This is a genomic window from Streptomyces murinus, from assembly GCF_002154555.1.
GTDB lineage: Bacteria > Actinomycetota > Actinomycetes > Streptomycetales > Streptomycetaceae > Streptomyces > Streptomyces murinus.
On the sequence record NZ_MUNF01000457.1, the window covers coordinates 1 to 12768 of the forward strand.

Sequence of the window (12768 nt, forward strand, 5' to 3'; positions counted from 1 at the left end):
GGCACCGCGGTGCCCGAAGCCGCGTTCGGCCTGGGCGTCCAGAGTCAGCCGGGCCAGATCCCGGCCGGCCTGGGTCTGCCCGCCGGCGGCCAGCAGGATGTGGTAGTTCCAGCGGTGCCGTACGTCCTCGACATCGGTCAGCCAGTCCGGCGAGACACCCATCAGCCGGCCGACGTACCGCCACAGATGCATGAGGTCGTCGCGCTGCGCTCGGGTCAGCCGTACCCCGAGGCCGAGGCAGCCGATGATCACGGTGCTGTCGAAGAGCCCGAGGGTGGCCGCCTGGTCGGCCTGGTTGATCGGACGGCCCCAGCGCTCGGTGTCCCAGCGGGGTTCGAACCGGTCGTTGATCAGGGCGTGCATGGCGCGCACATGGACCGTGAGGCGCCAGCCCTCCGCACCGGGGCGCAGGCCCCCGGCCCGGGTGACGGCATGGGACCACTTGGTCGTCTCGCCCAGGCGCCGCAGAGTCGTCCCGTCCGACAACCCGCCGGTCAGTACGAGCAGGTCGGCCGGGCCGCCGAAGCGGTAGCCGCCGATGAGGGAGAGCAGGGTGAGCACGTCGCCGCTGTTGCGGCCCAGGAAACGGTACGCCGCGGCTCCGCGCTCGACCCGGTCCCAGTCCACCCACTCGGGAACGGTCCTCGCCTGTTCGAGGAACTCCCGCAACGCGGGCGGCAGCTCGCGGGACACGTCCGCGGCGCGCAGGGCCTGGTCGAGCTGCGCGTGTGTGACCCGGCCCGGATCTCCGGCCGGCAACCGCATCGCCGTGGCGAGGGCGGCGCCCAGCTCGTCCCGCTGGAGGAGAGCGTCGCCCACCCGTTCCATAAGGGCCTCGTCGACCTCTTTGCCGATGTCGGTGAAGAGGAAGAGCGCGCGGGCGATCTTGCGGCCGCGTGCCTCGGCCTCCCGGAAGCGGCGGGGAAAGCGGGCGCCGTCACGGACCTCGCTGCTCTGCGTCATACATCCGTTGTAACGCGAATATTCGTTCGCATACAATGCGCGTTTTCCGGAAGGAACCGCGCCAGGAGCGGTCAAAGGCCGGGGGCGCCATGCAGGAATCGACCGGGTCCATGTCCCATGCCGCGGGACAGGTCCGGTTCACGCCGGTCCACGCGGCGCACTGCGCATACTCACGCGCGCCCCGCAGGAACCCCGCACGCTCTACCGGCGCCCACGGGCGGCGGAAATGATGAGCGCACCGCACATGAACCAGGTGATCCGCACCCCCTGACCCTCGGTCGGGCGGCCCTGCGGCGGAAGGAGCTCATGGTGTTGCTTCTCATCTCCCCGGACGGCGTCGAGGAAGCCCTCGACTGTGCGAAGGCGGCGGAACACCTCGACATCGTCGACGTCAAGAAGCCCGACGAGGGCTCGCTCGGCGCCAACTTCCCCTGGGTCATCAGGGAGATCCGCGACGCCGTACCGGCCGACAAACCGGTGTCCGCCACCGTGGGCGACGTACCGTACAAGCCCGGCACAGTGGCCCAGGCGGCACTCGGCGCGGTCGTCTCCGGAGCCACGTACATCAAGGTCGGCCTCTACGGATGCACGACGCCCGAGCAGGGCATCGAGGTCATGCGCGCGGTCGTACGGGCGGTGAAGGACCACCGCCCCGACGCGCTCGTCGTCGCCTCCGGCTACGCGGACGCGCACCGCATCGGCTGCGTCAACCCGCTCGCCGTACCTGACATCGCCGCCCGCTCCGGCGCCGACGCGGCCATGCTCGACACCGCCATCAAGGACGGGACACGGCTGTTCGACCATGTTCCGCCGGACGTCTGCGCCGAGTTCGTCCGGCTGGCCCATGCATCCGGTCGGCTCGCCGCCCTCGCGGGCAGCGTCAAACAGGCCGACCTCGGCCCGCTGACCCGTATCGGCACGGACATCGTGGGCGTGCGCGGAGCGGTCTGCGAGGGCGGCGACCGCAATGCCGGAAGGATTCAGCCGCATCTGGTGGCCGCCTTCCGGGCCGAGATGGACCGGCAGGCCCAGGAGCACGCGGTCGGCGTCCCCGCCGTGAACTGACCGCCGGTATGCCGACAACCGAGCCCGACCGCGTCCCCGGCCGCCGGGGCGCGCGCTTCGCCGTCGTGGATCCGGCGACCGGGGAGACCTTCGCCAAAGCCCCCGACCAGCAGCCGGACGAGTTGGACGCCGTGGTCGACCGGTCCCACCGGGCCTGGCACGACTGGCGTGCCGACCGCGCCGCCCGCACCACCGCCCTGCGCGGGGCGGCCGACGCCGTGGAGACCGCCGGCGACGAACTCGCCCGGCTGCTCACCCGGGAACAGGGCAAACCCCTGACCGAGTCGTACGCCGAGATCGCCCGCACGGCGGCCCGCCTGCGCTACTTCGCCGACCTGGCCCCCAGAACCCGACGCATCACCGACGGCCGACCCGTGCACAGCGAGGTCCGCTGGCGGCCCCTCGGACCCGTCGCCGCGATCGTGCCGTGGAACTTCCCGCTCCAGCTCGCCGCGGCGAAGTTCGCGCCCGCGCTCGCGGCGGGCAACACCGTGGTCCTCAAACCCTCACCGTTCACACCCCTCGCCACCCGACTGCTCGGCTCCGTCCTCGCCACCGCACTGCCCGAGGACGTCCTGACCGTCGTCACCGGCCGAGAACCCCTCGGCGCCCGCCTCGCCTCCCACCCGCGCATCCGCCATGTCACCTTCACCGGCTCGGTGCCCACCGGGCGGGCCGTCGCCCGGGCGGCCGGGGCCTCGCTCGCCCGGGTCACCCTGGAACTGGGTGGCAACGACGCCGCGGTGCTGCTGGACGATGTCGACGTGGACCGGATCGCGGACCGGCTGTTCTGGGCCGCGTTCCGCAACTGCGGTCAGGTCTGCATGGCGGTCAAACGCGTCTACGCCCCGGCCCGGCTGCACGCCGAGGTCGTCGAAGCCCTCGCCCAGCGCGCGAAATCCGTCGCCGTCGGGCCCGGTCTCGACCCGGCCACCCGGCTGGGCCCGGTCAACAACGCCCCCCAGCTGGCCCGGGTCGAACAGGTCACCGAACAGGCCCTGGCGGACGGCGCCCGGGCCGCGGCCGGCGGCCAACGGCTCGACGGGCCTGGCTACTTCTTCGCCCCCACGATCCTCACCGATGTCCCGCCCGACAGCCCGGTGGTGACCGAGGAACAGTTCGGACCGGTCCTGCCGGTCCTTCCGTACCGGAGCCTCGACGAAGCCATCGACGCGGCCAACGGCACCGGCTTCGGACTGGGCGGCTCCGTATGGGGCACCGATCTCGACCGCGCCGAGGCGGTCGCCGACCGGCTCGAATGCGGCACCGCCTGGATCAACCACCATGCCGAACTGTCCCTCGCCCAGCCCTTCGCGGGCATCAAGAACAGCGGCGTCGGCGTGGCGGGCGGACCGTGGGGGCTCTACGGCAACCTCCGCCCGTTCGTCGTCCACCGCCCGCGGGAGGAATGACGATGAGGTTCCAGGCGGCCGTACTGCGCTCGTACGAGAACCCGTTCACGATCGAGGAGGTGACCCTGCGCACGGAGCCCGCCGACGGCGAGATCCTGGTCGAGATCGCGGGCTGCGGGATGTGCCGTACCGATCTCGCGGTACGGCGATCGGCCGGCCGCAGCCCGCTGCCCGCGGTGCTCGGCCACGAAGGGGCCGGGGTCGTGGTGCGGACGGGCGGCGGCCCGGACACCGCGATCGACGTCGGTGATCACGTCGTACTGAGCTTCGACTCCTGCGGGCACTGCCGCAACTGCCGTGCCGCGGCCCCCGCCTACTGCGATTCCTTCGCCTCCCTCAACCTCTTCGGCGGACGCAAGGAGGACATGCCGCGGCTCACCGACGCGGCCGGGGCAGCGCTGGCCCCCCGCTGGTTCGGCCAGTCCTCGTTCGCCCGGTACGCGCTCGTCCCCGCCCGCAATGCCGTACGAGTGGACCCCGCACTGCCCCTCGAAATGCTCGGGCCGCTCGGCTGCGGCTTCCTCACCGGTGCCGGAGCCGTGCTGAACACCTTCGGCGCAGGACCCGGCGACACCCTCGCGGTCTTCGGCGCCGGAGCGGTGGGACTGGCCGCGGTGATGGCGGCCACCGCCGCCGGCACGCTGACCGTGGCCGTCGACCGGCACCCCCGACGGCTGGCCCTTGCCGAACGGTTCGGCGCGATCCCGCTGCCCGCCGAAGCGGCCGGACTGCCCGAGCGGATCCGGCGGCTGACCGACGGCGGCGCGCAGTACGCGCTCGACACCACGGCCTCGCCCCCGCTCATCAACGACGAACTCCGCGCACTGCGCCCCACCGGCACCCTCGGCCTGGTGGCACGCCTCCCCACCACGCTGCCCCTCGAACCCGGCACGCTGGACCGAGGCCGCGCCGTCCGCCACATCTGCGAAGGGGACGCCGTACCGGGACTGCTGATACCCCGGCTGACCGGGCTGTGGCAGGCCGGACGCTTCCCCTTCGACCAACTGATCCGCACCTACCCCCTGTCCGACATCAACAGGGCCGAACGCGATTGCGAGGAGGGCCGCGTGGTCAAACCCGTCCTGCTCCCGGAGGGAAGAAGCCGATGAGTGAGGCGTACGGCAGCGCGGCACCACCGCATCATCCGACAGGCAGGCCCCTCGCAGTTCCCACTTCCGCCAACGGAGGAAACATGGTCGGTACGGCGCCGCAGCACACGGACGGGGAAGGCGTGGACGGGGGAGTTGGCCTGACCGCCCTCCTGGTCGCCGCGGCACGGGCGATCGAGACCCACCGCCACGACAGCCTGGCCCAGGACATCTACGCGGAACCCTTCGTGCGCGCCGCCCCGGCGTGCGCGGACTGGCCGGTGCGCATCCAGCAAGTCCCGGACGGGGACGGTGATCCGCTGTGGGGTCGGTTCGCCCGCTACTTCGGACTGCGCACCAGGGTCCTCGACGACTTCCTCCTCCGGTCGGTCCGTACCAGCGCCCGCCAAGTGGTGCTGCTGGGCGCGGGGTTGGACACGCGGGCCTTCCGGCTGGACTGGCCGTCCGACTGCGTGGTCTTCGAGATCGACCGGGCGGGCGTGCTGGAGTTCAAGCACCAGGTGCTGACGGATCTGTCGGCCACGCCGAGGGTGAAGCGCGTCCCCGTGCCGGTCGATCTGCGCGACGACTGGGTCACCGCGCTGTCCACCGCCGGCTTCGACCCGACCGTACCGAGCGTCTGGCTGGCCGAGGGGCTGCTCTTCTATCTGCCGAGCCCCGCCGAGACCTCCCTCATCGACATGGTGGACCGGCTGAGCGTTGAGGGCAGCGCCCTGGCCTACGAGGCCAAGCTGGAGAAGGACCTGCTCCAGTACCGCGACAGCGCGATCTACACGGCGACGCGCGAACAGATCGGCATCGACCTGCTCCACCTCTTCGACAAGGGGCCCCGCCCCGACTCGGTGGGCCATCTGTCGGCCAAGGGCTGGTCCACCTCGGTCCACACCCCCTTCGAATTCACCCACCGACACGGCCGCGGCCCGCTCCCCGAACCGAACGACGCGCTGGAGGGAAACAGGTGGGTGTTCGCGGACAAGGCCCGGCCCTGACCCCGGTCGGCCGGGCGTGGGCGGCGACGGCGACCTGACCGGGACCGACCGCGCCGCCCCGCCGGGATGCACGAGGAGGCCGGGCCCCTCAGGACGACCTCGATCACCAGGGCGTCGACCTGGGCCCGCGGTCCTCGCGCATCGCCACGGCGCTCCGATCACTCCGCCGGGCCCCAGTCCCAGGTGTCGAAGTAGGCGGCCCGGCCGGTTCGCCGCGCCTCGGCCACGGCACCGAGGCGGGCGAAGTCGCGGGGCGGCATCAGCGCCCGCCACCGGGGCAGGGGCAGGACGCGCAACTCGTCGTGCTCGTACGGGTCCAGGACGATGGAGCTGATCTGCTCGGCCGAGAGCCGGCCGCCGTCGAAGACATTGCCGACAGTGCTGTACGGCCACTCGGCGCCGGGCAGTCCGTACACCGTCGCCAGCAGCCGCGGCGGCCCGGACACCGTCAGACCGGTCTCCTCCATGCACTCCCGCACGGCCGTCTCCCACGGGCGCTCACCCGCGTCCATCGTGCCGCCCACCAACTGCCATGGATGCGCGGGCGAGTAGACGGAGTGCAGTTGCAGGGGTCTGTCGTCCTCGTCGGTGAAGTACAGGCAGGCGAAGCAGGTGGCTTTCGGGACCGTCTCCGCGTACTGCTCGGGTGGCATCCAGCCCTGTCGGCTTTCCAGCAGCACGTCCGGGTCCCGCGCCATGTCCGTGCCGGTCGTCGGCTCCGGACATCGCGTCATCCGCATCAGCGCGGGACTGGCCTCGAACCCCAGCCCACGGTAGAGCGGAGCCGCCTCCTCACTGGCGTGCAGTTCGAACAAGGTGACGTGTTCGTCCCGGAGTCGGTCGAGCAGGGCGCCGACGACGGCCCGGGCACAGCCACGCCGGCGGAGATCCGGGCGAGTGGCGACCATATGCACACGGGCGGCCAGACCCCGGGGATACGTCGGCGCCGGGAGCACGGGATGGATCAGTCCCAGGGCGCAGGAGACCGGCGAGCCGTCGGCGTCGTCGATGACGAAGGCCCGGGCGTCTCCGCCCGGTGCCAGCCGGTGGGCCAGCTGGACGGCGCACCGCCGGATCCACTCCTCGCTCAAGGGCGTGGACAGGACGTATGCGGAGCGCATCCGGATGACACCCTCGGCATCGGCGGGCGTCGCCGCACGGACCACCGCCCGCCCCAGCGCATCCGGCGGACGGGCCTCGGCGGCGGACTCCAGATCGTGGTTCATCATGAGCCTCCTGTCGCGGAGCCGGACTTCGCGGTCACGACCAGCCCAGTTCGGAGTAGGCGTGACCCGCGAGGATGCCCTCGATGGCGGTGCGGGTGTAGGGGACCAGCTTGTGCGGGAGGGCCTCGGGCGGCCACCACCGCCACTCCGCGCACCGGTCGGGCTCCAGGACCTCGGGGCTGCCGGACCAGGTTCGGGCGCGGAAGACGAGCTGGATCCGAGGGCGGGCCTGGGGCGGGTCGAGGAGGTGGACCACATGCACGAGTTCGACGCCGGAAGGGTCGATGAGGAGCCCGGCCTCCTCCTTGGCCTCCCGTACCAGGCAGCTGACCGCGGCCTCGCGTTCGCAGTGCCCGGCCAGGAAGTGCCAGGTGTCGGCCGCGAAGGCCGCATCGGGGTGACGCAGCCCGAGGAGGAGCCGGCCGTGCTCATCCTGGATATAGAGGTGGACGCCGACGATGTGGAGCTCGGTCCCGGCCGGTGCGTCACCACGGGGGCGAGGTCCGCCGCCCTGCGGGCGGTCGGGCGCGGGGTGCTCGGCGGCATGGCGGCGGATCATGTCGTCCAGGCCGGGGCTCAGCCGCAGCCGGTCGAGCGTGTCGACGGTGAACCACTGGAGGAGGACGCCTTCCCGTAGGTCCACGGAGTCGGGGTGGCCGCTCCAGCGGCCTGCGAAGATCTGGGTCGGCACGGCGAGACCGTCGACACTGATCGACGGCTCCACCGCGTACGGCGTCAGGCCGGTGAGTTCCAACCCCGGTGTCTCCTCGGCGAGTTCGCGGCGCAGGGTCGCTTCCAGGCCGGTGTCGTCCGGCTCGCGTTTGCCGCCCAGCAGGGCGAGGGTCCACGGCTCCCAGATGCCGTCCCGTCGGTCCCGCAGATGGAGCAGATAGCGACCGCGGCCGTCGTGGATCAAAGCGGAGGCGCTGACCGGCTCGGGCTGTCCGTCGAGGCCCCGCGCTTCGGCGTCCAGGAGTTTGGCGCGCAGCGTCGGTGAACCGACCTCGGCGAGGGGCAGCCACTTCGCGCCGGTGACTTCCTCCTCCTGCAAGGCGAGCGGCGGTGCCGTGTCGGCCGTGAGGTAGAAGGCGAAGCGGAAGTCGAAGTGCCGGTGCGCGGGTTCGCCCTTGGCCGGGGCGGCGTCGACGCGATGGACGTCGATGTCGACCGGTGCGCCGAGGAACTGCGGGGTCAGACACAGATCCCCGGGTCGCAGCCCGGTCTCCTCGCACACTTCGCGCAGCGCGGCGGCGAGCAAGGTGCCGTCGTCCTCGACATGACCACCCGGTAGGAGGAGCTTCTTCGACGCCTTGTGGCCGATGTGCAGCACGCGTCGATCACGGTCGATGACGGCCGCGCCGCAGGTGATGTGGCCGGGCAGCGTCGCGCGGTTCGTCGGCTCGTCGGGGCCGTCGAGGAGGGCCGACAGCCCGGCCAGGGCGTCCCGTTCCTGCGGATGCCGGGCCAGGTATGCCTCCGTGGTCGTACGGATGTGGGAGCGGGTGGGCGGCATGTCATCACCTCGGGAGAGCGCGGAGCGGGGCGTGGGCAAGCCGGGCGGGGCCGCGGGCGCGGCCACGGCGGCGGTACGGCCTGGGGCGGTGTCGGTGTGGCTCATGTGCGGGTCCCGGTCTGTTCGCCGGCCGCGTCCGCGGTGACCTGGTAGGACAGCAACTGCTGGAACATACCGGCCTGTTGGGACAGCTCCTGGTAGGTGCCCTGCTGGGCGATCCTGCCCTCGTCGAGGACGACGATCCGATCGGCCACGGCCACATTGGTGATCCGGTGCGTGACCAGCAGCACCACGCGGTCCTGGGCCAGATCGCGCAGACGCTGGAAGATGCGGTACTCGGCGCGGGGATCGAGGTTCGCGGTCGGTTCATCGAGGACCAGCAGCCCGGCCTCGCGGAAGAAGGCCCTGGCCAACGCGATGCGCTGCCACTGGCCGCCGCTGAGTTCCTCGCCGTTGAGCCATTCGCGCGCCAGCAGGGTGTCCAGACCGAAGGCGAGTTGGCCGACCACCTCGTCCGCGCCGGCGGCCTCGCACGCCTCCCGTACCGCGGCGTCACCGCGTGCCGTGGGCTGCCCCAGGTTCACGTTCTCGCGCACGGTCAGCGGCCAGTGCGCGTAGTCCTGCGGCACCAGGGCCACCTGCCGCCACAGATCTTGCGGATCGGCCTCGCCGACGGGCTTCCCGTCCCACAACACCGCCCCGGCCGTGGGCAGGTTCAGACCGCTGATCAGCTTGGACAGCGTCGACTTCCCCGAGCCGTTGAAGCCGACCAGGGCGGTGACCTCTCCGCGGCGCAGGGTCAGTGAGACATCGGAGAGGGCATCGCGGTCCTTGCCCGCGTAGCGGTGGGTGACCGCCTTGACCTCGATGGTCCTCGGCGGCTCGGGCCGGTGCGAGCCCCGGCGCGTTCGGAAGCCGCCCGCCCGCTCCAGGAAGTCGCTCCAGTCGTCCATGTACAGCCCCGTCCGCACGGCTCGCGCGCCGATCGCCACCAGGCCGCGCACCGACTGGCCGACCATCTGGAGGGCGAAGACGGCCGTCCCCGCGTGACCGACGCTGATCCGCCCGTCGGCCAGCAGCAGCACGACCGCCGCCCACACGACGGCGGACCCCAGCCCGCCGCACAACGCGCCGACGAGGGACATACGGGCGCCCTTGTCGGCCGCGGTCCGGTCCTCCCGGTTGATCCGGGCGACGGTCTCCCGGTACCGGCCGGACAGGAACGGGGCCATGGTGCCGGCGCGGATCTGGTCGGCGGCGTCCCTGTTGTAGATGTGCCAGCGCAGCACCGACAGCATGCGCAGGTCGCCGTTGCTGCGCAGATTCGCCAGGTATCGCACCCGCGCGGCACTGATCTGGGCCAGGGCCTGGGGCAGGCTCGCCGCGATCAGGAGCGGCAGGAGCAGCCAGTTCACCCCGGCCAGCACGAGCGCTCCGGCGACGAAGGAGGCGGCCGAGGCGATCAGGTCCTGCCCCTCGTCGATCAGGTCGCCGGTGACCTGCGCTCCACGGTCGGCCGCCTCACGGGCGCGGTTGAACTCGGGGTCGTCGTAGGCGCACAACTCCACCGCCGCACAGCCGAGGAGCAGCTGCTGCTCGGCCTCGCGCGACATCAGCGGGCCCAGCCGGGAGGACAGCCAGCTGACGGTGATGCCGAGCAGCGCGCGGGCACCGGCGGCACCGGCGAGCAGGGCGACGGACGGCCATGCCTGAAGCAGCCGGTCGTAGACGTCATCGCTGGTGAGCAGCGCGGTGAGGGTGCCGCTGATGGCGACCAGGCCAAGGGCCTGCATGACGCCGGCGGTGGCCTGGCACAGCAGGAGGCCGATGGTCGCCGGTCGGTCGACCTGCCAGGCCAGAGCCAATGAGCGGCGCACCAACTGCGGCAGCCGCCGGGCCATGTCACGCAGCCGGATCGACCGGCCGGCCGCTTCACGGCTGCCGGTCAGGTCGACGTACCGCATCTGCGGCTCGCCGCCGGACTCCGACGGGGGCGGGGCCTCCTGCTCCCCTGGGCCGACGGACTCCGCCGTCGGGGCGGTGCGCGGCTCGGGCACGCGGTCGGCTGAGTCATCGGTGGCCCTGCTCATGCCGCCCACCTCGTATCCGGACATGCCGCACGGACGGACTCGACGGCGCGCCGGGCCCGCGTCGACGTGAGGGCGAGCGGGCCGGGCGTGACAGGAGCGGGCGGAAGGACGGTCTGAGGATTGGGCAAGCGGTCCACGGTGGCCTCCGGAAACGGGAACGGGTCACCGGGATCAACGACAAGGGCCCCTGTCTCGAACACACGTTTTTCGGACGTGGTGGAAATCCCGGCGCCAGGCGAATACGCGTTCGTGCCGGATACATCGACCCTTGCCGGGGCGGGCCGGTCGGCGAACTCCGGGGTGGCCGAAACGCCGATGGCGGTCACACGGGCCGTCGTACGAACCCCTCGGTCCCGTCAGCACGCGCGGAAGGCGGCTGCCGCGGACCGTGACTCGGGGCATAAGTGCGGCGTGAGGTCGATCACGACCTGGTGGAGGGTGAGATCCACGGCCTTCGGAATACCGGCTGGCAGACGGGGATTCGCGCAGCCCAGCAACGCGTCCACGGCGCCGCGTACGACGGGAATCTCAGCGGTGCCCGAGCGGACGGCGCCCCATTTCCGTGACGTACCGCGGCGTCATCTCGTCCCCATCCCGTGTCGGCGACGGGCTTGGGCCCGACCTCCCGGAGGGGTGCGCGGGCCACGGTTCCGGACTCGACGTAATCGGTCACCGTTCCGCCGTCGGGCACGGCCGACCGCGGACAGCCCTTAGACTCGGCGCCCGTACCAGTCATGATCACTACGGGAAGGGACCCCATGTTTCAGGACGCTCCGATCTACCACCAACTTGTCGCGGAGCGTGGCGATGTACCTGCGCGCGTACGGGACGCGGCGACGAGCATATTGCGTGAACTCGAACACGTGATGGGCGGAATGGCGTTGCCCGCCCTCTCGACAAGCCCGCTGCCGATGCGACAGCCTGACGCCTCTGCGCGAGCCGCGCTCCAGCTGCCCAGGTCGTAGACCGCTGCCGGGACGGGGGTGTTACCGGGCGGATTCCTGTGCGCCGCACACAGGAACCGTGATCACGGGACCGATCGCAGCGTCTGCCCGTGGGGCCGAAGTGCCGTGGGAACGCCCCCTCCCCGACCTGCCGACCCTTCATCAGGCCGATCGCGGTCCTGGTGGTTCCACAGGACTGTCCGCCGCCCAGGTCTCGAAAGAAGAGGCCAGCGCGCCCCGCCCCGTGGGGAGCGGGAAGCCGAGCGCGGTCAGTACGTTCAGCAGCATGCCGTGAGCGAAGAAGTCCAGGACCTCCGCCGCCGGCGCCTGGGTGAGCTCGGCCACCGTGCGCCAGAGCCGGACGAAGCCCCGCCGCGCGATCTCCTGGCACTCGGCGTCTTCCAACGCCCCCGAATAGACGTGCAGTTGCAGACGGAGCAGATCCCCGCTCGACACCAATTCCTCGTAGCGCCGCCGCAGTTCGGGGAATGCGGGGGAGTCGTCGGCGGAACTGCGCAGAGCGGCCTCGGTCTCCTGGAAAGCGCGCTCGACGGCCGCCAGGAACAGGGCCCGCTTGCTGGGGAACAGACGGAACAGATAGCCCTGCGAGATTCCGGCGCCCTGTGCGATCGCCGTCGTCGACGCGCCGTCCTGTCCAAAGCGCCCGAACTCCGTCACGGCGGCCCGTAGTACCGCTTCTCGCCGCTGATCCGCGTTCTGCCTCGCCATGGTCACCATTCTCATTCATCCCGGAGGTGCCCCCGCCCGGCTCGGGCGGGGGCACCGTGTCAGTGCCACGGGCGGGCATGGGGGAACCGCCCGGAGCGGGTGGTCGCCGCTGTCACTCGGCCGGGCCGGACTCCCGTACCTCCTCTTCGAGGGTGTCCAGCAAGGAGCGCTCGGCCTCGCCGGGAGTCCAGTCACGGCCCAGCGAGCCGCGCAGTACCCCGTCGATGTTCCGCTTCTTGTAGATGTCGTCGCCCGCGTGGTAGCTGAACTCGATCGTCAGCGAGACCGGGTCGAGGCCCAGGGCCTCGGTCACGGTGGTGTGCAGGGCCTCGGCGAGACGCTCGCGCTGCTCCGCCGAGCGGCCGCGGCGTATCGCCAGGGTGAGCACGGCCGCGGGCACCGGAGCACCGTCGCCGGTGTTCCACACGCCTCCCTCGCCCAGCTCGCGGAAGGCGACGTTCACCAGGTCCGGGGTCGTCTGCATGAGCGCGGCGAACTGCGCGCCCATGCGCTGGGCCAGATCCTGCTTGAGGTCGGCCGGGTAGTGGTTCGGTACGTCCAGCTGAAGGTAGGGCATGGCGTCGCTTCTCCTGTTTCTCGCTCCGGGGGGCGGGGCCGCAGGCGAAGCGAGTTAGTGAGCTATAACTTTCTATTGCAAGTTATAGCTCACTAACTCGCATGTCAATCGCCGTCCGCGCGACCGTGCCGGGCGGTCGCGTCCGGTGCGT

At 71.6% G+C, this 12768-nt stretch carries 10 protein-coding genes; 4 read left to right on the top strand and 6 right to left on the bottom strand.

Features of this window, described 5'->3' with window-relative positions:
- The coding region (locus tag CCN72_RS26320; protein ID WP_086810184.1) for an oxygenase MpaB family protein at positions 1-963 on the bottom strand (963 nt) is incomplete at its 3' end.
- Positions 964-1272: 309 nt separating this feature from the next.
- Between CCN72_RS26320 and CCN72_RS26325 the strand changes: the two genes are divergently transcribed.
- The 4 genes from CCN72_RS26325 (at position 1273) to CCN72_RS26340 (ending at position 5538) form a co-directional block, all read left to right on the top strand.
- Positions 1273-2028 carry a (5-formylfuran-3-yl)methyl phosphate synthase gene (locus tag CCN72_RS26325; protein WP_086810232.1) on the top strand — a complete coding sequence of 252 codons (756 nt, stop codon included), beginning with the start codon at positions 1273-1275 and terminating at the stop codon, positions 2026-2028.
- A gap of 8 nt (positions 2029-2036) precedes the next feature.
- Positions 2037-3440 (top strand): aldehyde dehydrogenase family protein, encoded by a 1404-nt coding sequence (locus tag CCN72_RS26330; protein WP_086810218.1) that lies wholly within the window; start codon positions 2037-2039, stop codon positions 3438-3440.
- A gap of 2 nt (positions 3441-3442) precedes the next feature.
- Complete coding sequence (locus CCN72_RS26335) at positions 3443-4549, top strand: NAD(P)-dependent alcohol dehydrogenase (RefSeq protein WP_086810220.1); 1107 nt, start codon at positions 3443-3445, stop codon at positions 4547-4549.
- An 83-nt stretch (positions 4550-4632) separates the two neighbouring features.
- A complete protein-coding gene (locus CCN72_RS26340) occupies positions 4633-5538 on the top strand; it encodes a class I SAM-dependent methyltransferase (RefSeq protein WP_086810222.1) in 906 nt (301 codons plus the stop codon).
- A gap of 158 nt (positions 5539-5696) precedes the next feature.
- Here CCN72_RS26340 and CCN72_RS26345 read toward each other — a convergent pair whose 3' ends face one another.
- The 5 genes from CCN72_RS26345 to CCN72_RS26370 all read right to left on the bottom strand — a co-directional run bounded on the left by CCN72_RS26345 (position 5697) and on the right by CCN72_RS26370 (position 12617).
- Positions 5697-6764, bottom strand: coding sequence for a GNAT family N-acetyltransferase (locus tag CCN72_RS26345; RefSeq protein ID WP_086810224.1), 1068 nt, complete (start codon positions 6762-6764; stop codon positions 5697-5699).
- A 34-nt stretch (positions 6765-6798) separates the two neighbouring features.
- On the bottom strand, positions 6799-8277 hold the full coding sequence (locus CCN72_RS26350; RefSeq protein ID WP_086810226.1) for an NUDIX domain-containing protein: 1479 nt from the start codon (positions 8275-8277) through the stop codon (positions 6799-6801).
- A 101-nt stretch (positions 8278-8378) separates the two neighbouring features.
- The gene (locus CCN72_RS26355) at positions 8379-10241 is read right to left on the bottom strand and encodes an ABC transporter ATP-binding protein (protein WP_086810234.1); all 1863 of its coding nucleotides are present in this window, start codon (positions 10239-10241) and stop codon (positions 8379-8381) included.
- Between the two features lie 1232 nt (positions 10242-11473).
- A complete protein-coding gene (locus CCN72_RS26365) occupies positions 11474-12040 on the bottom strand; it encodes a TetR/AcrR family transcriptional regulator (protein WP_158101412.1) in 567 nt (188 codons plus the stop codon).
- 112 nt (positions 12041-12152) lie between these two features.
- Complete coding sequence (locus CCN72_RS26370; protein WP_086810230.1) at positions 12153-12617, bottom strand: tautomerase family protein; 465 nt, start codon at positions 12615-12617, stop codon at positions 12153-12155.
- Positions 12618-12768 lie beyond the last annotated feature (151 nt).

Coding starts and splice junctions, on each gene's coding strand:
- CCN72_RS26350 (WP_086810226.1), bottom strand. CDS start 8,277: ATGCCGCCCACCCGCTCCCACATCCGTACGACCACGGAGGCATACCTG.
- CCN72_RS26370 (WP_086810230.1), bottom strand. CDS start 12,617: ATGCCCTACCTTCAGCTGGACGTACCGAACCACTACCCGGCCGACCTC.
- CCN72_RS26335 (WP_086810220.1), top strand. CDS start 3,443: ATGAGGTTCCAGGCGGCCGTACTGCGCTCGTACGAGAACCCGTTCACG.
- CCN72_RS26330 (WP_086810218.1), top strand. CDS start 2,037: ATGCCGACAACCGAGCCCGACCGCGTCCCCGGCCGCCGGGGCGCGCGC.
- CCN72_RS26355 (WP_086810234.1), bottom strand. CDS start 10,241: ATGCGGTACGTCGACCTGACCGGCAGCCGTGAAGCGGCCGGCCGGTCG.
- CCN72_RS26345 (WP_086810224.1), bottom strand. CDS start 6,764: ATGAACCACGATCTGGAGTCCGCCGCCGAGGCCCGTCCGCCGGATGCG.
- CCN72_RS26340 (WP_086810222.1), top strand. CDS start 4,633: ATGGTCGGTACGGCGCCGCAGCACACGGACGGGGAAGGCGTGGACGGG.
- CCN72_RS26365 (WP_158101412.1), bottom strand. CDS start 12,040: ATGGCGAGGCAGAACGCGGATCAGCGGCGAGAAGCGGTACTACGGGCC.